At 37.4% G+C, this 20,712-nt stretch carries 15 protein-coding genes and 1 pseudogene; 4 read left to right on the forward strand and 12 right to left on the reverse strand.

What is annotated here, in order from left to right:
• Nucleotides 1-16 precede the first annotated feature (16 nt).
• The 8 genes from murB to GT019_RS16775 form a co-directional block, all read right to left on the reverse strand.
• Nucleotides 17-928: a UDP-N-acetylmuramate dehydrogenase gene (gene murB, locus GT019_RS16740; RefSeq protein ID WP_161744329.1), complete on the reverse strand. Its 912-nt coding sequence runs from the start codon at nt 926-928 to the stop codon at nt 17-19.
• Nucleotides 925-2,697: a carbamoyltransferase family protein gene (locus GT019_RS16745; RefSeq protein WP_161744330.1), complete on the reverse strand. Its 1,773-nt coding sequence runs from the start codon at nt 2,695-2,697 to the stop codon at nt 925-927. The genes murB and GT019_RS16745 overlap by 4 nt, the downstream gene beginning before the upstream one ends.
• A gap of 47 nt (nt 2,698-2,744) precedes the next feature.
• On the reverse strand, nt 2,745-3,680 hold the full coding sequence (locus tag GT019_RS16750) for a hypothetical protein (protein WP_161744331.1): 936 nt from the start codon (nt 3,678-3,680) through the stop codon (nt 2,745-2,747).
• Nucleotides 3,681-3,766: 86 nt separating this feature from the next.
• Complete coding sequence (locus GT019_RS16755; RefSeq protein WP_161744332.1) at nt 3,767-4,489, reverse strand: hypothetical protein; 723 nt, start codon at nt 4,487-4,489, stop codon at nt 3,767-3,769.
• Between the two features lie 329 nt (nt 4,490-4,818).
• Entirely contained in the window at nt 4,819-5,982 is a 1,164-nt protein-coding gene (locus GT019_RS16760; protein ID WP_161744333.1) for an alkaline phosphatase family protein, read from the reverse strand.
• A 130-nt stretch (nt 5,983-6,112) separates the two neighbouring features.
• The gene (locus GT019_RS16765; RefSeq protein ID WP_161744334.1) at nt 6,113-6,814 is read right to left on the reverse strand and encodes an HIT family protein; all 702 of its coding nucleotides are present in this window, start codon (nt 6,812-6,814) and stop codon (nt 6,113-6,115) included.
• Between the two features lie 95 nt (nt 6,815-6,909).
• Nucleotides 6,910-7,653, reverse strand: a complete 744-nt coding sequence (pyrH, locus tag GT019_RS16770) for a UMP kinase (RefSeq protein WP_161744335.1) — start codon at nt 7,651-7,653, stop codon at nt 6,910-6,912.
• Between the two features lie 422 nt (nt 7,654-8,075).
• Entirely contained in the window at nt 8,076-9,452 is a 1,377-nt protein-coding gene (locus tag GT019_RS16775; RefSeq protein ID WP_161744336.1) for a nucleotidyltransferase family protein, read from the reverse strand.
• Between the two features lie 252 nt (nt 9,453-9,704).
• Here GT019_RS16775 and GT019_RS16780 point away from each other — a divergent pair, with 252 nt between their 5' ends.
• Nucleotides 9,705-11,105, forward strand: a complete 1,401-nt coding sequence (locus GT019_RS16780; RefSeq protein WP_328803979.1) for an MATE family efflux transporter — start codon at nt 9,705-9,707, stop codon at nt 11,103-11,105.
• A 488-nt stretch (nt 11,106-11,593) separates the two neighbouring features.
• Nucleotides 11,594-11,710 carry an IS3 family transposase gene (locus GT019_RS32685; RefSeq protein ID WP_161744338.1) on the forward strand — a complete coding sequence of 39 codons (117 nt, stop codon included), beginning with the start codon at nt 11,594-11,596 and terminating at the stop codon, nt 11,708-11,710.
• 305 nt (nt 11,711-12,015) lie between these two features.
• On the opposite strand, the gene GT019_RS16790 is transcribed toward GT019_RS32685, so the two are convergent.
• The 4 genes and pseudogenes from GT019_RS16790 to GT019_RS16800 all read right to left on the reverse strand — a co-directional run bounded on the left by GT019_RS16790 (nt 12,016) and on the right by GT019_RS16800 (nt 17,243).
• Nucleotides 12,016-12,657 (reverse strand): class I SAM-dependent methyltransferase, encoded by a 642-nt coding sequence (locus GT019_RS16790; RefSeq protein WP_161744339.1) that lies wholly within the window; start codon nt 12,655-12,657, stop codon nt 12,016-12,018.
• Between the two features lie 655 nt (nt 12,658-13,312).
• Nucleotides 13,313-13,454 (reverse strand): annotated as a pseudogene (locus tag GT019_RS32690) (IS110 family transposase); the annotation flags it as partial.
• A gap of 876 nt (nt 13,455-14,330) precedes the next feature.
• Nucleotides 14,331-15,953 (reverse strand): MORN repeat-containing protein, encoded by a 1,623-nt coding sequence (locus GT019_RS16795; RefSeq protein WP_161744340.1) that lies wholly within the window; start codon nt 15,951-15,953, stop codon nt 14,331-14,333.
• Nucleotides 15,954-16,022: 69 nt separating this feature from the next.
• Nucleotides 16,023-17,243, reverse strand: coding sequence for an IS256 family transposase (locus GT019_RS16800; protein ID WP_161744341.1), 1,221 nt, complete (start codon nt 17,241-17,243; stop codon nt 16,023-16,025).
• Between the two features lie 572 nt (nt 17,244-17,815).
• On the opposite strand from GT019_RS16800, the gene GT019_RS16805 reads away from it, so the two are divergent.
• Both GT019_RS16805 and GT019_RS16810 read left to right on the forward strand, forming a co-directional pair.
• On the forward strand, nt 17,816-19,396 hold the full coding sequence (locus GT019_RS16805) for an ATP-dependent nuclease (protein ID WP_161744342.1): 1,581 nt from the start codon (nt 17,816-17,818) through the stop codon (nt 19,394-19,396).
• Complete coding sequence (locus GT019_RS16810) at nt 19,378-20,487, forward strand: DEAD/DEAH box helicase family protein (RefSeq protein ID WP_161744343.1); 1,110 nt, start codon at nt 19,378-19,380, stop codon at nt 20,485-20,487. The genes GT019_RS16805 and GT019_RS16810 overlap by 19 nt, the downstream gene beginning before the upstream one ends.
• Nucleotides 20,488-20,712 lie beyond the last annotated feature (225 nt).

Here is a 20,712-nt window from a genome sequence, read left to right on the forward strand (position 1 = left end):
TATGAACCCCCATTATTTAATTTGATACGAATTTTCTAGTTAGTAAACTATCAGCTAAAATTTTGACTTCCGGTCTTAATTTAACCCCAAACTTTTCTTGAACTCGGTAGTATGCCTGTTCCATCAAATCAAGTACATCAGAGAAGGTTCCCCCTCCCTGGTTCATAATAAAATTTGCATGTATTTTTGAAAATGATGCACCACCCACTGTAAAGCCCTTTAATCCACACTGATCAATATAATAGCCAGCTGAAACTCCAGTGCCTCTAGTAAAGTCAAAACTTTGCATGAAAGTCGAGCCTAATGTAAGTCCTTTCGGTTGCGTTCGTTTCCGGTATGAAGTATATTCCAGCATTTTTTTTTCTATTTTCCCGATATCTCCTTTTTGTAGTAAGATAGAAACTTCCGTAACAATAAAGTTCTCAGGGTGGATGTTAGAAGATCTATGCGAAGTCTCTATGTCTGATCTTGGAATTGTCTTCTTGTTTCCATTCATATCAATTCCCGTAACAGCTTCTACTTTATCAAAAAATTCAGTATCATATGCGCCTGCATTCATTATGGCGGCACCACCTATTGTTCCTGGTATAGCTGATGCCCATTCGAACCCAGTTAATCCATGACACAAGGCAATCCTAGAAATCGTAGGTAAGTACACTCCTGCCTTTGCTATAATTTTTTCCCCAATGACTTCAACATCCCTCATAACCATTTTTAATACAAAAGTATCCGGATTTTCTCCTATCAAAACATTGCTCCCTGCTCCAATAACATGAACTTTTTTGTTTTTTGAATATGCATATTCCAATGCTTCCATTATGCTATTCTCATTCGAGGCTTCCGCGAAATGTGAACACACTCCACCAATTCTAATGGTGGAGTGCCCCTTGAGTAGATAGTTATTTTGTATGTCTAGTTGTGTTCTCATATAGCAATAAACTCCTCTACATTATTTAACAATTCGTGTGTGAGCAGACTCTCATCCTTCAAAATCAAATAATTTTCAATAACGAGAGCATCCAATCCTGTCGAATAGAAGCAGCGAATAGCATCCAATGGCGATGAAACTATTGGTTCATCTTTAATATTAAATGATGTATTCAAAATGGCAGGCACATTAGTAATCTTTTGAAACTGGTTTATTAATTCCCAATATCGGGGGTTCGCTTCCCGTGTTACAGTCTGAGGCCGTGCAGTTCCATCAATATGTATTGCGGAAGGTATAACGTCTCTTTTCTCCGCCAAGACACGACGAGCCACTAACATGAAAGGCGTCTCATCTCGACTATCAAAAACCTCCTCTGCATTCTCAATTATTAAAGAAGGTGCAAATGGTCTCCAAGCCTCTCGAAACTTTACTACTGAGTTTAAAGAACTCTTCATCTCTGGACCTGAGGGATTTGCAAGAATCGAGCGAGCACCTAATGCACGCGCCCCAACCTCAGATGCTCCTTGAAACCAACCAAGAATTTTATTTTGCGCAAGTAACTTTGCCGCAACCTCAGACGGATTCTCAATGTAAGTGTACCTTACCTTGGCTAATTGAAGCGCACTTAGGACTTCATTGTTGGAATAGTTTGGCCCCCAATATGCATGAGTCATTGTAAATCTTGGGTCATAACCATTGTTTTGACTCACAATCATTGCTGCACCCAGAGCAGTTCCTGCATCGCTACTGGCCGGTTGAACAAATACACTATTAACTCCTGGTAAATCAGCGATTTCGCCATTTAGTTTGCAATTCATAGCAACTCCGCCAGCAAGACAAACATTTCGGGAATCTAATTTCTCCGTATAATCTTTAACCATATTTATAATAACTTCCTCAATAATATCTTGTGCGACATATGCAACGTTTTTATAAAATTGAGTAATCTCTTCATTTCGCCGTCTTGGTTTACCCAATTCCGCAACGAGTAGATCGGTAAACCGAATTCCAAAGTTATGATCGCCGTAAAAAATGTAATTCGGATCGACGTAATATCGACCATTCCGAATACATAAAACCTTTTGTAAAACCTCACGTATTCTTCTGTCCTCACATCCATATGCAGCTAATCCCATTACCTTCCCTTCATGAGAATTGCTTAAAAAACCGAGATACTCCGTAATCGCTGCATAGAACCAACCTAATGAGTGAGGTAGCTGGTAATCATCAACTAAAGTAATTGATGCTCCCTCTCCATACCATACAGCTGTACCAATATCCTCACCCGCTCCATCAATTGTTAATATTGTCGCCTTTCTGAAGCCAGAACTGTAATAAGAACTTGCTGCGTGTGCAAGGTGATGGTCAACAAATACTATATTGGGGAATTGACTTAAACTATATCCCTCTTTTAGAAAGCCTTGTCTAATCTCCTCTATAACCTGTTCTCGATTAAATCGCGCAAGAAGCATTCTCTCATTCAACCTAGTGACATGATCTTTGTTATAATCATTATCTAATTTCTTATAGAATTGTTGCATGTATCCCTCATATTTGTTGAGGTTCCATCCCACAGCAATATATGCTACATCAGATAAATTGATATTGGCTTTTTGCAAACAAAAATGAGATGCTTTAAAGGGGTATTGATTCGGTGCATTTTTTATGCGCGTTAACCGTTCTTCTTCAACAAAACTCAACAGTTTTCCATTCTGTAATAGACAGGCAGCAGAATCGTGCCCTTTCTCTGTGATACCAAGAATGTACATTATTAATCTCCCTTTGGTTCTCAAATCAAAACCGTTAATATAATTTACTATGGCAGAATTTTCTGAAATCTATCCAACAACAACTTACTGAGCAACTTTTCATCTTTGATTTTATGATCGCAGACTAATACCTTAACATGTTCTGGGACTTCAACAATATGGTTTTGTTCCGGATAAATCTTCAACCAGTTACACCATGGATCATGCACATAATTGTTTAATAAGCTTTCTTTTGCTTCTCCGGCTTCATAAATATTAATTGAGTCTTTACCCGAACGTAGGATTATAATAACCTTTAGATCAACTTCTAGAGCCCATTCGGAATTATTAGGTAGTTTTTCAAAAATATTAATACCATGTGATTTAACTTTTCGATTCAATGTTTGATCCATAATATTTATCGTAGGATTTCCACAAAATATTTTTTCCCTTTGCCAAAGAACCTTATCATTGTCAATAAAGCTAAAGTCAGCCATACTGAGAAACTCAAATGTTAGAGTAGTTTTCCCTGCCATCTTATCGCCACAAATCATTATCCCATTATCGTTATATTTCACTGCACTTGCATGCATAGGAACAGCGCCTTGGTTTTGCATCCAACGAGAATAACAATCCAGCATAGTATATCGTACAGACAGTACCTTGGTGGAATATATCCTAATATTATTCGAGTTATGAATAATTAGATCACCACTTTGGTGTAAAAGGACCTTAGTATTAAGATAATTACTTTCTTTTATCCTAATTGACTGGGAGAACCCTTCTCTATATTCTGACCACTCAATCTTATCCAATTTGTATTCATCTATCGCTACAATCCGATCTTCAGGATTTGTCACAACATCAATCGATAAATCCTCCTGACTTTCCCTCACTTCCTTAAATAAGGGGAATATTCCACTTGCTAATTCTTGCATCATCTCTTTACTGCATGACACTTTAACAACATATTTTTCAATAGCCTCGAAATACTTCGTTTCCATTCAAAATCCCCTCAACTCTCATGAATTACCACTTCATATGAAACACGATTAAGTATAACAAGCGTGATCTACGACTAATTACAATATCACATACATTCGATAAGTTTACTTAGTTTCTCATAAACTTCGTTTGGTGAGAATAAAGTGACCGGTATGGCTTCAGTTTGTACCGGCTTCTCCTGAAGGAAGACTCGAGAATATTCTAATTCGGTTGGCCCTTGCAGCACAAAAGTCGCAGTTGTAATATCACAATCCCGAACAACCTTGTGAATATTTTCAACTGATGATACGTACCAAGATTCCTTATTTACCGTGGTTTCTAGAAGAGATTTCAAACCACTACGACCTTGACTAAGCAAATCAAAAGCTTTCTTACCTTCTGCTTTCTTGCCATCAGTCTTACGAGCATAATACTTGTAGTATCCCTCCCCATTAATGTCTTCTATATAATTAATTGAGTTAAGATTTCCAGTAATAATATATGATCCAAAGGACCATGCGTGAGAATGAATATCCTCATCCTTGTCTTTATTACCTGGCCACCAAATATGCATGCGTAATTTATATCTCTTGCTCTTAATTAACTGCATTTTGTCAAAACCGTTGCTATGTGCATATGAACTTTTTGATATACGTTCTAATTGTTGTGGATTTTCCATAATAGAACGTAAAAGCACCTTTACTTGTTCCTTATTAGCAAAAGGGAAAAAGTTCTTTCGGACTAACAAATGCGGATCTAAGGTTTCCGCCATTCGAACATCTAGCCATTTCTCTGCCTCGTCTAAATTCCGAAAAAACAAACGAATCATTCCTTCTTAACAATTTTTAAAGTATGATAAAAGTAATTCCTGATGCTGCATCAGCTCTTCTCAAGTCCCAATCTGTACCATTCTCTAAAACAAGTATTTAACAACAAAGTCTAAATGCAATGCACGAAATTTCCTTTTCCATTAAATAATGCAATCTTAGAATTAATAACCCAAAGAACACTTGATTCATTAGAACCAACAGCTTTAAACTCCCCTCCCATCAAAGTTACTCAGAACTCACAACTTATGAGGGAGAGGGGACATTTGCTCCAACACACTACCACTTAACCATAATTATTAGGAACGCAATTTATTTGATTATTAAAGACTTAAAAAACACTTCCAGGCCCTTTGAAATCTAAATTCCACCATTTAGAAATTGTCTCGGCAATATCAACGTGGTTCCTATCCCCCAAAATTTGCGAGGTCGAGGATGGGCTAAATACCAAAAGTGGATTCCACTCTCTAGTGTGTTGCCCTGAGACAACAGGATCAGTACCATGATCGCCAGTCAGAATTAAAACGTCATCCTCATTAAGTTGAGAAGTTAAACGCTCAAGCCAGCTATCGTACTTTTCGAGAGTTGCCTTCCACATTAGTGGGTCTTTCTTGTGTCCGAGCTTATCTAAATCATTTAAATTCGCCCAAATAAATCCGCTTTCTGTAGTATTCATGACCTCCAAAATACTTTGCCATATTTCCTCACTATCTCTGTAGCCATACGATGCGGTGAATCCACGATTACCGAATAGTTGACCTACCTTACCGATAGCAACGCAATTTCTACCTGTTCGAACAATTGACTCGATAAGATTTGGCGTAGGAGGACGAAAGTTCGGTAGATCGAGGCGTTCCTTTGTTTTACTGGCTTTCTCACCATCGTAGTCAAACAACCTAGCCCCAATACGCCCAAACCTCGGGTCATCGCTTAAAACCTCTTTTGTTATTCTAACTAATTCAAACAAGCTTTCCTTTGAAATCACTTCCGAGCAACCACATAATACAAATGTTGAGATTGACTCTTCTTTGCCTACTGTTAAAGCAATAGGATACCCCGTTCGAATATGCTCTTTAATTATTGAATGGTCTAAAAGATCAATATCTGGGTACAACGCCTTATTACCTAATAGTGGCATACCAATTGCTGATTCTATCTTTCTAATAACATCTTCTGGAAGGCCAAAAGGCAAAGGGGGCTGTAAGCCTTCATTTACAATGCATCCAGCCATTTCCCAATGGGCAGCATAAGACTCACAGAAGCTGGACTGTTGTCGTGTTCTGCCTACAGAAGCGGTTGGTCGAGACACTTCAAGTCCAGGAACGTCTGAAATCAATCCTAGCCCCATTGACTGCAGGGTTGGCAAGGATATCCCACCTGTCACCTCCACAACGTGCCCAAACGAATTCGGTTCAGATTCTGAGTAAAGTTTGTAATCTGGTAAGGGACCGATACCAAACGCATCAAACACCACTAGCAATACCCGTTTAACCATATTTTATCAACTCTCCTTTTTGGATTATTTTTCTGTGCAAACGTTGTGGAAGAATTTAGAATTAACATATCCACTTTGGTCCTTTTAATATGTACATGATATGCCGCTACTTCATGCAACTCCATTACTCTTATCGGGACTCAACGAGAGAATTTATTCGTTTTACGGTTCTAAGCATCTTGTCCACCTCAGGATATGATCGCCAGTTCCATTTATTAGGGACCCCGCATAATTCAGAAATTCGTCGGCGAAGGTATTGTGATTCGATATCAGGAGCATCAAAAATATACTTCTCACCTGAATCACTTTGTAGGAACAAATAGGGAACCTGTCTTTTTGCTTGGCTTCCTAATACCGACAGGTCTTCGATCGCTCTGAACGAGAAAGCTGACTTGAGATGACTGAGTAATTCCCCTGCTATTCCACGTACGGGAATATAGTGAAAGTGTGCATGATCAACGCAAGCTCCACCTCCCTGACCATAGAAAAGCGATGGCTCCTCAACTTCCATTGCACCATGTTCAAACACGATAACGTCAGTATAGATTTCTCTCAGAATACCGACCAATCTATTATGCACTGTGATAAATTCTCGTTCGAGCTCCTTATCAAGATGAGCCATAGAGATGTAATGGTCTTTGGGTAAGAGCAATACGTAACCTTCAACAAAAGCCCCAATACCACAAATGACTGAAAAGTTCTCTGTCTCAAAAATAGTTCTCGAGAACTTCTCATTACTGGAAAGTTTACTGAATGCAACCGTTTCCCCCATATCCCGTGAAGTCATTAATGCATCACAAAAATCACAAACAATACTACATTTTACATTCATATACCCTACCGCCCTTCAACATTAGTTATAAGATCGCTGCTTTTTTAACTATTTCCCCGCAAATCTTAGCACTGTGGACTGTTATACTTTTGAAACTAAATACCTTCATACTTAGTGATAACATCTCTGTGTATGAATGTCCCGTGCGAGTGGCCTTCGCAAATTGCTTTCATTACTCCAGAATGCTCAAAATTGAATACATGTATCGGTATATTATGATCACGAGCTAATATAATCGCAGCTTGATCAATAACCTTTAGATTCTTACTTATAACTTCATTATGATTTATGCTTACAAACTTCCTTACAGTAGTTACCAATTTCGGATCCTTATCATATACCCCATCCACTCCGTTTTTTGCCACTAATATTGCATCACTATTGACCTCCAAGGCACGTTGAACAGATGGATAATCTGTAGTCACATAAGGTTGACCATTACCGCCAGCAAATATAACAATATAACCTTTTTCCAGATGATGAATCGCTCTTAATTGAATATAATCTTCTGCGAGTTTACTAATTGGGATCGCAGACATGACGCGAACCTCTCGATTTGTTTTTGACTTGATAACTCCCCGGAGCATTAAGCTGTTCATCACCGTAGCCAGCGTTCCTAAGTTATCAGCTTCTATACGATCAATTCCCCAGGTGGCAGCATTATAACCTCTAAAGATATTCCCCCCTCCAAGTATAATAGATACTTCTATCCCCAATTCCACTATGGAAATTATCTCATCCACAATATGCAACAGACGCACATTATCAAATCCATTTCCCCTTTCTCCACCCATGGCACCACCACTCAATTTCACTAGAACCCGTTTATATTTCAGCAACATTAAACCTCCTTCTACGATAAGGTGCACTTATATACACCAAAGGCAAACCAGTACCGGGAACATCGTCGAAGCAGCGCATCATATACGATTAGCATCTTTCCCATTCAAAGTATGTCAAAGGATGATTGAGCCGAGAAGCCAAGGATCTATCTGTATGTTATGAATTAGTTCTTTAAGAACTTGAACTTGAAGATGCTCGCCCCAACGAAAACACCCTCAGCGGCTAAACCAAAACATCAAATTTGTATCTGATGGGGTAGCCTCCCGACGACTGTGAAATTACCACTGCTTACTTACCATATTAAGTTTTGTAAATTCATTCAGTAGTGGCACCTTCATTAATTAATGCACCCATTATTTCGACACAATTTTCATCTCAGCATACCTTTTGAAGTCTAAAATCAAGGTAGGGAATATAGTTATATTTTAATTTCAATAGGTACTACCTCATAGATACACTCATTTTTTTTGTTGAACTTATAAAACTGAATAATAGAATGAATCTCATTTGAATCATTAATTCTTATTTGACTGATTGGAATTTCTATATTGAAACAGTACTCCGTAGAAGACTTACTTAGTTTTGACGTTGCAATTCCACCTGTTTCTAATAATTCACCTTTCTCGAAGACTAAATATAATGTCTTCCAATAATCAAATTTCATTACTACTCTCCCCCTATTTTGTTCAAAAGGAGATAACGGTATCTTCAATTGCACTAGCAAAATATTATTTTCATTAAGGAAGTATATTTCGTACGGGAATTCCTTTTCAGTTTCTCCAATCCACAAATAACTCGTTTCTACAGGCAGGTATGTCGGAGTGAATGGAGATAATATTACAATATTCGGGTGAATCCTTTTAATATATTCATTTAATTTTGTTGAATCAGTGAATATCTCAACTGCGTTATAAGTGTAAAGCCATGGGTCTCCACTCAAACCCAAGGTATTTTTATTAAATACCTCTTTCAACAGATACCCAACAAAAGATACAGCATCTTGACCTTCAAATTTATCTACTAACTCGTAAAATTTGTGTATGCGAAATTTATTATCTAATGATAATTCCATGATCTCCACCAATTCATTAAGACGCAATGGTTTTTCAAAGTTTAGATAATTTTTAAATAGATGCGAGCATTTGATTAGAACAAGAGTATGAATATTAGGAATAATTAGATCTTTGGTATCTTCTGTACTACCCTTTACTGTGTTTTCAAGCATTTGCTCATAATTAATTTGCTTTTGATGAATTTCCCCCTCTTGGGCATGCCCTTTTTGAGGATTTTTGAAAATTGTAAACCAATTGTGAAGCTCTATATCTAACTGCACATTTTCTTTAGTCAATTTAGAGAACTCATGTCCAACACCCGTGAAATTATCTATATATCCCATGTTGAGTAAAATTGTATTAAGTACTGCTGAATCTATAAAAAATATATCCAGATCCAAACTAAAACGAATTGCCCTTTCGTCACCTGTATGCGCATAAGTAGTGAAACCTTTGATTGGAATGATCGGGCCTATATTATCAACAATTGACGACAATTCTCTCAAAAACGAAATTTGTGAAGAATGTGAAATATGAGCTTCTTCCTGTAACTTATTTAAATTATCAATAACATAATCGCTAAATGGATTTTTATTAATTTTTTCCGTTTTCTTAAGTATTCTGCCAGATAATCTGTGATATTTTACTGACTTTATTAATTTCTCCTCTTCAATCTGTATTGATGAAAGTCCCTCTTCGTTATTGAGTGCCCACTTGAGCATCTCAAATTCAATTACACTCATCTTACATCATCCTCCAATATTTATTATTGAGAACTATATACCAATTAAAGAGATATATTAAGTAAATTTATTGTAAATTTATGAATAATCCAATATACCTATCCCTATTTTCGAGAAGTATCCCAATTAAATGAATACTTTTGCTTATTTTTTTAATACTTATTAAATTAGGTTGACAAAAGTTGATAATTTATATAATTTCAAATAGTCGTTTATTTTTTGGAATGTTTTTGTAATGTTTTAATTCCGGAGGTGTTCCCAATAAAACAGACTCAAATTACAAAAAATATTGTTGGTAGGGCAGGGCCACTGTTAGTTGAGAGTGTACTTTTAAACATGTCCACTTTCTTTGATATGGTTATGGTGGGTAGTTTAGGCGCTTATGCTGTTTCCTCAATCGGCATCACTGGTCAACCACTGATGATTATGAATTTCATTCTTTATTCAATCAATACGGTAATGCTTACAAAAATATCTGTTACAAAAGGTAATAACGATGCGAATTATATTAAGCTATATGTTGTTAATTTGACTGTTCTTTCCGTTATTATTTCACTTTTATTTACATTATTAGGTTATTTTTTTGCTGATGAAATTATGAAGGCAATGGGTGCAACACCTGATATCGCTAAAGTCTCTGCAAATTTCTTTAAAATTATTATTAGTTGCATCTGCGTTCGTGCTGTATCCAATGCTATCACTGGGGCACTGAGGGGAATCGGGGAAACGCGAACTTCCATGATGATAATTTTAATTTCAAGTGCATCCAATATTATTTTTAATTACTTTTTAATATATGGTCATTTGGGATTTCCTAAAATGGGGGTAAACGGGGCAGGACTTGCAACTTGTCTTAGTTATGTAGTTGGGCTTTTGTTAGGTATGATCAGGCTTTTTTTTCTTAAACGAGATAGTTTGCTTCACTTTACACTAAGAGATTTGTTCAAGATACGTCTTAACTTAATGAAAGAGATATTCTCACTGTCTCTCCCAGTTATTTGGGAACGTGTTGCTGTTAGAATTGGGGTTTTAATAACTGCGAAGTTTACAATTTCGATCGGAACGATCTCCTTTGCTTCTCATACAATCGTTTCCAATTTACTAAACTTCTCTTTTTTTATAGGCACTGCACTTACGACTGCGACTACTACGTTTGTAGGCGAGAGTGTCGGTAAGAACGATTCCAACTTGGCCAAAGCTTACATCAAGTCAGCACTCATAATTGGTATTATCGCCTCTAGCGTGTTTACAGTTGCTTTTCTGATCTTTCCTCGACCATTGGCACAGATTTATACAGGTGATTCAGCAGTAATTGACAAGTGTGTCATCATCTTGGGAATGGTTGCTCTGCTTCAACCTTTTCAGTGCACAGCCACTATTTTATTTGGAGCGTTTCGGGGTTTTGGTGATTTTAAATCATCAGCTAAAATTACTTCGATCGGTATTGTTCTTATACGTCCTGCTCTTACGTTTGCGTTTGTTTATTTGTTTAAAATGAACCTCATTGGAGCATGGATTGCAATCATTGCCGATGAATTCTTTCGCTTTGCAATGGCTTCGCTTAAATACTATAAACAATATCTGTTCCTCAATAAGCGGGTCAAGTCTCATAGGGCAAACATCGGAGATAACGCAATCAACACTGATAAATAGCATTCAAGTGAGGATAAGTACCCATACTGTGGACAGGTGACAAATAATAAAGCCTGTTCACCGAGGGAAGCATTTCTATGTCGCGGGGAAAATATGGCGCACTTGAGAAACTAACGATTTAAGACGAAGTCTCGAACGAGAATAATGACTTTTGGCTGCGGCTAAGAAATACGGAATTAATAAAAACTCTCTGTTGAAATGGCAGGCGGTCAAGCAGCACGGTTATGACGGACTCACGCGTTGCACACATAATCGAAGTAATGATGCTGAACTTTATCTTCACGCGGTAACGGAGTTCTTTATAGATGCACCGGCCCACGCGAGACATACTTTGGATTATGTTTCGGTCATCCAAGAGCACTTTGAAGCCCAAGATTGGAAGCTTTGTGAGTCAGAACGGTACTTTCTGGGACGACACGGATAGCCCGTTTAGCGTATCGAATACCAATAAATTGTTATTCGAACACCCCAGAACATAGGAAACAATCATGTTTGAAGACCTTGAGCGAGACATCAACGCGTACATTCACTTTTATAATGACGACCGTTTACTAGCAAAACTAAACGGCCTCAGTCCGATGGAGTACCGGGCAAAGGCCGCTTAATAACTATATATTATTTCCACTGTCTACTTGACGGAGGCAGTACAGTGCAGTGATCATAAGTTTCCAAAAATCGAGTCCTCTAAATAGTTTTGCTAATTTGCGTTTACGTAGTTTTTTCAAGAGTTGTATTCTGATTAGCATGAGTACTAGAGTAGTAAACGGAATGGAACACGTATCCTGAGTTATACTCAGTAACACAAAACCTAAAAGCCTGGGGCTCATAAACCTAAAACATTTTCTCTAATTATTAGCCTTGATTTTATGCTGAACAGTTTATCTTTCCTACAGTATGATGGCAAGATCGCTTACACCTTTACAGCAACCAGTTCCCAACATCGTTTCGGCTTGCTGTAACGGTACAAATCCGTCTCTCTGATCGATTTAATTTCCCAATCTGCAAACAACAGGAGCAAATCTCTCTCATCGAAAAATCGTTTGCGCCGGCCATCATGCTCATAATAGTTCGGCTCCAGTTCTAAACCAAGTCCGGCACCGTAGTGAATGTCGCCCACAGAGTTAAATCGAGCCAGTAAAACGCCCTGTGCCTTCAGTACCCGGTCGATATCGTTTACGATGTTAACGGTATCCTGCCAAGCGAAATAATGGAGCGATAAGTCGGCCACGACCGCTCCGGCGCTTCCACCCGCAAACGGCAAGCCTTCAGTCATATCGATCTGCCTCGTCTCAGCTTCTGGAATGTGTTCAGCGATACGGCTTAGTGCCATTTCGGAGAAGTCGCAAGCTATAACGCGGTAACCGCGCTCCGTCAAATAGAGCGTATCACAGCCGTAGCCGCAGCCTAGATCGATAATTGCGTCATTTTTTGTTCCAGCCAAAAACGGTTCATAAGCATCGAGCCATAAGTCGTAGATCGGTTTCTCAAGGTATAATCTGTTATACACTAAATCCCAATGCTCTTGATCCGACACACTCGAACGTTTCGTCATTATACGTTCTCCTCATCTTTAAATAATAATTCAACTTTGTGTTGAATTATCCTGTCGGTTAGCGCAACGATGGCAGCCGTCGTGTCACCATTAAGCTATTGTTTCTCGCTAGAAGATTGACCTAGTGGATTTAGATATTATTGTATTATTGTACAGTATTTAATGATTAATTATCTTATAGTCTCTTTTCAAGTAGAAATTATAGGTTGGTTTACACGTATTGGTTTGTAATTTCACATAATAACAAGAGGTTTCCGAATTATTATTCATGGTCGCTTTTTCTTAGATTTTGACCAAGCTTTCTTCTTCGCAAATAACATTTTAATGGAACGGAGTTGTAGTTAAGGCACAAAAAAGTCCCTAGGCCAATCACTTAAAAACCAAGCCCAAGCTAAGTAGCTTCTTTCAGGTGCTGCAGCAAGGTTCAACTGGCACGTAAACGAGTTCATGTGGCAGAAAATGGAGGCTTAGCATTTGAATTGAGACTTGCATTCCTAATCTTTAAATACACGCGCTTGGTCTACACTACACAAAGGTCAATTGTCAGGTGGTCGCGAATTTCATCGTTTTATCAGGTCTGCATAAATGCACTGTGGAAGGCTCGATGCGGCGTATCCCCCCTTTTTGACCAGCTATGCTATGACTTTACCCCTATATCATTTTTCGTCGGTGAATTGTCATCGAGCTCTTTGCTTTTCTTCACGTGCTCCGAATTTACGACGCCATACACTATCTGTTTTCTTGTAAGAAATGACTAGGCTCATCCGGTAGTGGCCAGTTGGTTCCATACCTAGTATAGCCTATTGGAAGCTGTGCTCCATAGAGATTTTTCCAAACCAGCTCACATACAAATCAAGCTTGGCTGTTTTCAGACGTAATCGCCATCTCGAACTCGGTTGCTTAAGTCACATGCGCCTGTAAAGGTATAGGCTTATCCATCCATAAACATAATGAATGCTGTAAACACTACCTTAATTCTATATCCTCATGCTAATATTGGTGAGACATTCAGGGAAATTAATAAAATGTCCGAATTACCGTAAACCATATTCAATAAAAGTTTCTGTCAGTAAATCGAATTTTATATATTTATAAGTTAAGTCTTTATGTTTAGATCTCTCTAAAATAATAATGTCCTCACTGAAGTCTCTACTTAATCCACGTGCTACAGATGGTTTATTCATCTTTTCCAGCTCATTGAGCGTACCTTAAGAAACACCAATTCTCCTAGCGAACTCCACTTGATTATATTCATTTGTTTTTCTTACCCATTTAATCTGATTCCCGATTGTACTCATCCAATCCTCTCCTTAGATGCGAAAGTCCCGATGAATTATGCATCATCGGGACTGACAAGTTGAAGTTCGCATTCTTCAGCTACACTTAGTAAAAAACTATAATGTTTAAGTTAAGAACTATTTTGTATAACCCTTATCTATGATGTATAGTCAATAACTTTAATGTAATCGAAATCACGAAGGTTTTCTTACTCTTGCTATTCCGGCATTGGAAGAGATTGAAACCACTCACATCGAACTAAAAGTATAATTTAAGGCTTATACACTAAACCTTACTACACTCTATCCAGGAATTGTTCACTTGATAGCCTTCCTTTTTTATTGATGCTCTCTCTTCATAACTTATGTATATTATTAACAAAATCGCGTTTGCAATTAATTTTCATCTGTTTTCTTTGATCCAGTGTAGTAAACAACTTTTTTGTTAGACTCCCTATCCTCCAATTCTTTAACTTCCCCGTTACTCCATTCTGCTTTTATAAAGTCCTCCCAGCGGTGATAGGATTTTCTGATGTTTTTATTACTTTGTTCATGGAACCAATCTTCCTGTTGTTGTGAAAATTCATCATCATTATAATAATCATCGTGATGAACATCGCGTTCCTCTTGCCACTCTTGAAAGTATCTATCGTTTCCGTCCTGATCATTTTGAAATATATACCCTTTCCCATCGTGTGGTTTACCCTCAACAAGATCCCCACTAAAATCTAATACATAATCATTTGATAAATTCCTAATTTCACCTGTCCAAGGCCTATTGTATTTAAATTGCCCTTTGAAATAGAATCCTTTTTGACCGAACTGCTCACCGTATATAATATCTCCTTTGCTAAATTCCCCTTTAAATTTCACCAGCCCCCGAGAATACCTAATACCTTTTCCTGAAAACTCCCCTTCTTTTACAGAGCCCTCATATGTAATGATATGATTACTAAAAAGTGTAACGAATCCATTTGATATTTCATTATCGGTAAAATCACCTTTAAAGTAATAAGGCAAATCACATTCTCCATTTTTCTTCATATATCCGCTTTTCAACATATCGTTTTCAAGTTCAACCTCATATAGTATGTTGCTAGATTCATAGTATTCATAAATTTTACCTGTTATGAATTGGCCCTTATTAAAAATACCTTCTAGCTTTGGCATCCCCTCTTCATTATATAATGTCCCCTCGCCCTCAAAAAGATTATTAGTCACTCTCCCTCTATACACTGGATTTTGACCAACTAATACTAATTGTCCTTCTTTAACTTCAGTCACAACGACTTCTTTTTGAGTAAAAGAGGAAAGCCTTATTTTCGTGAGTACTATGTAATTATCTCGATTCAAGTATTTCATCGCACTTCCAAAGTTGTTTTGAATAAGTTCCATGGGTATGAATTCCGCAAAATTGTCAGCTAACATTATATTAATATAGATAGCAAGCTTCTCTCTATCTTCTCCCGAATCTAATAAGCTCTTCAGTATTAGAAAGTTATTGAATAATCTATGAATGTAATTTAATTCACTAGAATTTAATTTATCTCTAAGCGTGGATATATTTTTCACCCAATCATCTGAAAAAAACATTTTTTGAGGACTGGGGGAAACATTCTCTAGAATTACACTAATATATAGCTCCCTAAGATTGGAGAACCCCGTCAGCAACTCATAGTAAGTAATTAACGCCCCTTGTCGAATGGCCTCTTTATCTCTGTTATCTTCCAAACTCTTAACAGCCTCAGCAACTTCGTAGCTCCGAACACTAGTCTTCCAAACCACATAACTGAATATACCTGTAACTATTATTGAATAACCGGTGATTGTATAGTTTATTGTTTCAGAGAGAGTCGGATAAGATGCTGCATTTAGTGTTAGGTGATTTCTGTTTTTAAGTATAATGTCCGGTATATCATTTATATTCCCATAAAAAAAAAGCAGGAGGGCAATCACAACAAGGATTGGTAGAATAAGAAAGAAAGTAACTAAAACCCAAAATCCTTTTGATAACTTCACAATAGAACTCCTTATATCAGCTTAATTGGGTCTGTCAATAATTTTGTGTAAACTCACTACAAGTGAATCCTAGCGTAAATGCTGACCGATGCGAACGGGGAAGAAGACGGACAACTGGAGGAGGATTTGTCCCCAGTTCTGTACCCGACCCGTCCACTTCCGAACAACATCCATCGTCGCCAAATAGAGCATTTTGAGCAATGCCTCGTCAGTCGGAAAGATGCTCTTGCCTTTGGTAACCTTACGAAGCTGTCGGTGGTAGCTTTCAATCATATTCGTCGTATAGATGAGTTTGCGAATCTCCGGCGGGTACTTGAAGAAGGTGGAGAGCTCGGACCAGTTGTTGCGCCATGACCGGATGATGAGTGGATACTTGCTGCCCCACGCTTCTTCAAAGCGGTCGAGCTCAAGCAGCGCCAATTCCTCCGTCGCAGCTTTGTAGATGGGTTTCAAGTCCGCGGTGACCTTCTTGAGGTCCTTGTAGGATACATAACGGGTCGAGTTACGGATTTGGTGGATGATGCATTTCTGAATCTCCGTCTTCGAATAGCAGGCAGAGATTGCCTCTGTAAAGCCTTTGAGGTTGTCTACGCAGGTGATGAGGATGTCCTGCACGCCACGATTTCGAAGGTCATTTAGCACACTCAACCAGAACTTGGATGACTCGTTTTCACCGATCCACATGCCTAGTACATCCTTGTTTCCATCCAGATCGATCCCGATGACCATGTACGCGGCCTTGTTCACGATAGCGCCGTCCTGCTTGACTTTAAAGTGAATAGCGTCCAGAAAAACGACCGCATAAACACCCTGTAAAGGACAACTCTGCCATTCCTTAATGAGCGGCAGCAACTTGTTCGTGACATTGGAAATGAGTGTGGGCGAGACCTCAATCCCGTACACTTGTTGTAAGTGATCCTGGATGTCTCGCGTGGAGACGCCCTTCGCGTACAGCGCCACAATTTGGTCCTCGATGCCAGTAACGTTCGATTGGTGCTTCTTCACGACAAGCGGTTCGAACTCGCTCAGCCGGTCACGTGGAACCAGGATCTCCTGTTCACCATACTCGCTCACGACGGTCTTTTTGCTCTTGCCGTTCCGGCTGTTGGAAGAGTCTTTGGCTTTCGTCTCGTGCTTCTCGTAGCCAAGGTGAGTGTCCATCTCGGCCTCTAACATTTCCTGAATCGTTTCGGCAAACAAGTCTTTCAATGCAGTCTGAGCGTCTTGTGCGGTGACCAGCTTGTTCTCCTTAATGAATGCCCGTAGCTGCTCCTTCGTCCACAATCCCATGTGTACTCCCCAACCTTTCTGTTACTTTTATTTTAATAGGTTTGAGAGTTTACACAAAGTATTTTACAGACTCGCTTAATTTTTCATCTTCTAAACATTCAGGAGAACACGCACTCATCATGCCCTACACATAAATATACAATACCAATTCCAGACGAGATGACACACTGACATTTAGTAGGCATTCTGTGACGTCTTTCAGCTTAGTGACTGCATCATCATCATTTATATAGAATATATAATTCCACGCTCTACTGGTGATATTACTACCTTCTAAATCCTTTCTATATGTGAATTAGTACTATTTCGATATCCGGTGTCAGTTCCCTAATTCTACCATAATTTTGACTGCCCTGAAAATGTGAAAATCATCTCGATAAATTCTTAATGTCCACAATAAATTTGCATTACTGCAACATTCTGAAGGCAGTTCCAAAGGCTCCCCTCTCATCTACCACTCTGTTAAAATCGACATATACAAACATTACCAACTGAAGTATTCTTAAAATGAACTCCAACAAGAATTTAATATTATTATTGATTACTAAGGATCATGATCAAGGAGGACCTAAATGTATATAGAGCAGTTGAAGATTAAAGGATTTAAGAAGTTCAAAGACTTTACTATTAGCTTCAACAAACATATTAATGTACTGATTGGCGAAAATGAAGCTGGAAAAAGCACCATATTAGAGGCCATTGATATCGCACTTAATCAAAAAATCTTTAATTCTACGAATAACTCAGAAAAATATTTCAATAACGATATTGTTCATCAATATAAAACTAATCCATCTATTGACACCTTACCTAGAATTGAAATCGAGTTATTATTTAATGATGAAAATGAATTGAATTCCGAGTATTTTAACGGACTACATTCATCATTTACTCCTATCCTAAAGAACGGCATTACTTTCACGTACAAATTTGATGAAAGTTATCGTGAACTTCTTGAAAGTATGTATGACGGGGGTTATGATGAGAGCTTTGTCCCGACAGATTACTACATAGCAGAATGGGTTACTTTTGCCGGCAGAAAATATATTAATAAAAAATCTCCATTAAAAAACGTATTGATTGATAATTCTATTCGAAAAAATAACCTCTTTGATTCTTATTCAAAGAGAATTTTTAATAACAATATAAAAGTACGTGATAGACAACATCTTTCTTATCAATTTAGAAAAAACATTCAAAACTTTATAACAGAAAATAACGAACAACTAAATATAAAAGAATACAATTTTGGAATTGATGAGGATAAGACGGTATTAGAAAATTTACTTGATCTAAAGAGTGATGGGGTCTCAATTCAAAACAAGGGTAAAGGAAAAGAAAATTTAATTAAAACGGAAATTGCCTTAGAGGTTGAATGTGATCTAATTCTATTAGAAGAGCCGGAAAACCATTTGAGCTATATCAATACTAGAAAGCTTATTAAAGATATTCAGACCATGTGTGGCAACGCTCAAATGATAATTACTACGCATAATCCGTTGATCGTTAGCAGGCTGGATTTACGGAATACAATATGGATTAGTAAAGGAACATGTCATTCTCTAGAAAAAGTTCAAGAGGATGCTGCAGACTACTTTATGAAGACAGATAATATGCAACTATTAAATTTCATATTAGCTCAAAAGGTAATTCTTGTAGAGGGAAATAGCGAATTCATTTTATTACCACAACTTGTAAAGAACTCACTATCGTATACACTAGAAGGAAAAAATATTGAGATATTATCAGGGGGAGGTATTACTTATAAACATTATATTGAACTATCTAAAGTTGTTAATAACTCTCTTTTAGTTATTACCGATAATGATGGGGATCAAGATACTGTGGACTCTATTGGTCAGTTAAATAAAAAATATACTAATATTCAAGTTAAATGCTCAGATTCTGTTATTGAATTTACTTTTGAAGTTTGTCTCTTTAATAAAAATGCTTCTGAACTTAATACTATTTCGGATATTAAACCAGGTACTAAAGCTGAGTATCGTGAAGTAGCAACAGATAAAAATCTAGCTTATATGCTCAAAAATAAAACTGAGGCTGCCTTAAGGATTTCTGAAGAGGATAATTATAAAGAGATCGTTCTACTACCAGAGTACATTCAGGAGGGAATTGAATGGCTCGTTCTACAATAATGCTTGCAGCAGCTGGTTCTGGAAAAACGTATTATATAGCGAATCATATAAATCCTATTTCAAGAAATTTGGTCATTACATACACTAGACAGAATGTCGCTAACCTTAAAAGAGAGATAAAAAACACACATGGAGAACTACCTAAAAACACACAAGTATTAACCTTCACCAGTTTTGTATATAGGTGGCTTTTGAAACCTTTCGAGCCGATCTTAACCATAGGAGATAGAACAGCTATAATAACTGTTGGAGTGGAAATAAATAAGGAACCCGAACCTCAAAGAGTTAATGGAAAGCCAAATTATAAATATCGTAAACAAGATGACTATAGACACTACCTAAACAATCAGAAATATTACTCATCAAGAATCTCCAGTTTAGTTTTAGCTCAATCGAAGGAAATAAAAAAAGTAATAATTAAACGTTTATTTGAATTTTGTGATCAACTCTATTTTGATGAACTACAGGATTTTATGGGTAAAGATTTTGAATTACTATCAATGCTTATAAATGAAAAAAATGCAAAAGTCTTTGCTGTAGGGGACTTTCACCAACACTCAGTGAGTAAGTCTAATTTTACAGCCAGTAAACCATTTACCAAAGGGAAACACTTTATATCAAAAGATGAATACAAATTACTTTTTAAAGGAACTCATATAGATGAAATGACTTTAATAAAAAGTAGACGTGTTCCAAGAGAGATATGTGAATTTATTAGTACTAAACTTGGTATCAAAATACAGTCATCAAGCATAGTTAAAGGTCACTTCGAGTTGCTAGAGGAAAATTCAAGAATAACGGAGGTTATAGAAGATATCAACATAATAAAGTTATTCTTTAGAGATAGTCGTAAATACAACTGCTTGCCAACTATAAATTGGGGCTATTCTAAAGGCGATACCTACAATAAAACCTGTATTATATTAACCAAGACATTCGAATCATTGTTTGAAGAAGATTTCTCTTGTGATCATTTAACACCTGCTCAAATAAATCCACTCTATGTAGCGATAACAAGAGTTACAAATGAACTTTACTTCATTAAAGAAAAAGATTTTAAAAGACATAAAGAAAAATATGCGATTCTTTAATTAGGGCCATCGAAAAGGATAAAACTTCTTATTCATTGCTATATAAGCGTCAACCAGCCCCCAACATATAATCATGATGAGGGCTGGTTGACGTTATTGTAGTTTTAATACTCATCAAGCTAGACCAACAATTACAATGTATGGGGCTTCAGGGGCAGTCGAAAAAAGCTACCGTAGCTCTTACCAGAGAGCTCAATGGGTTTCTCGGCTATTGAGTAATCCAAA

Source organism: Paenibacillus glycinis, from assembly GCF_009909185.1.
GTDB lineage: Bacteria > Bacillota > Bacilli > Paenibacillales > Paenibacillaceae > Paenibacillus_Z > Paenibacillus_Z glycinis.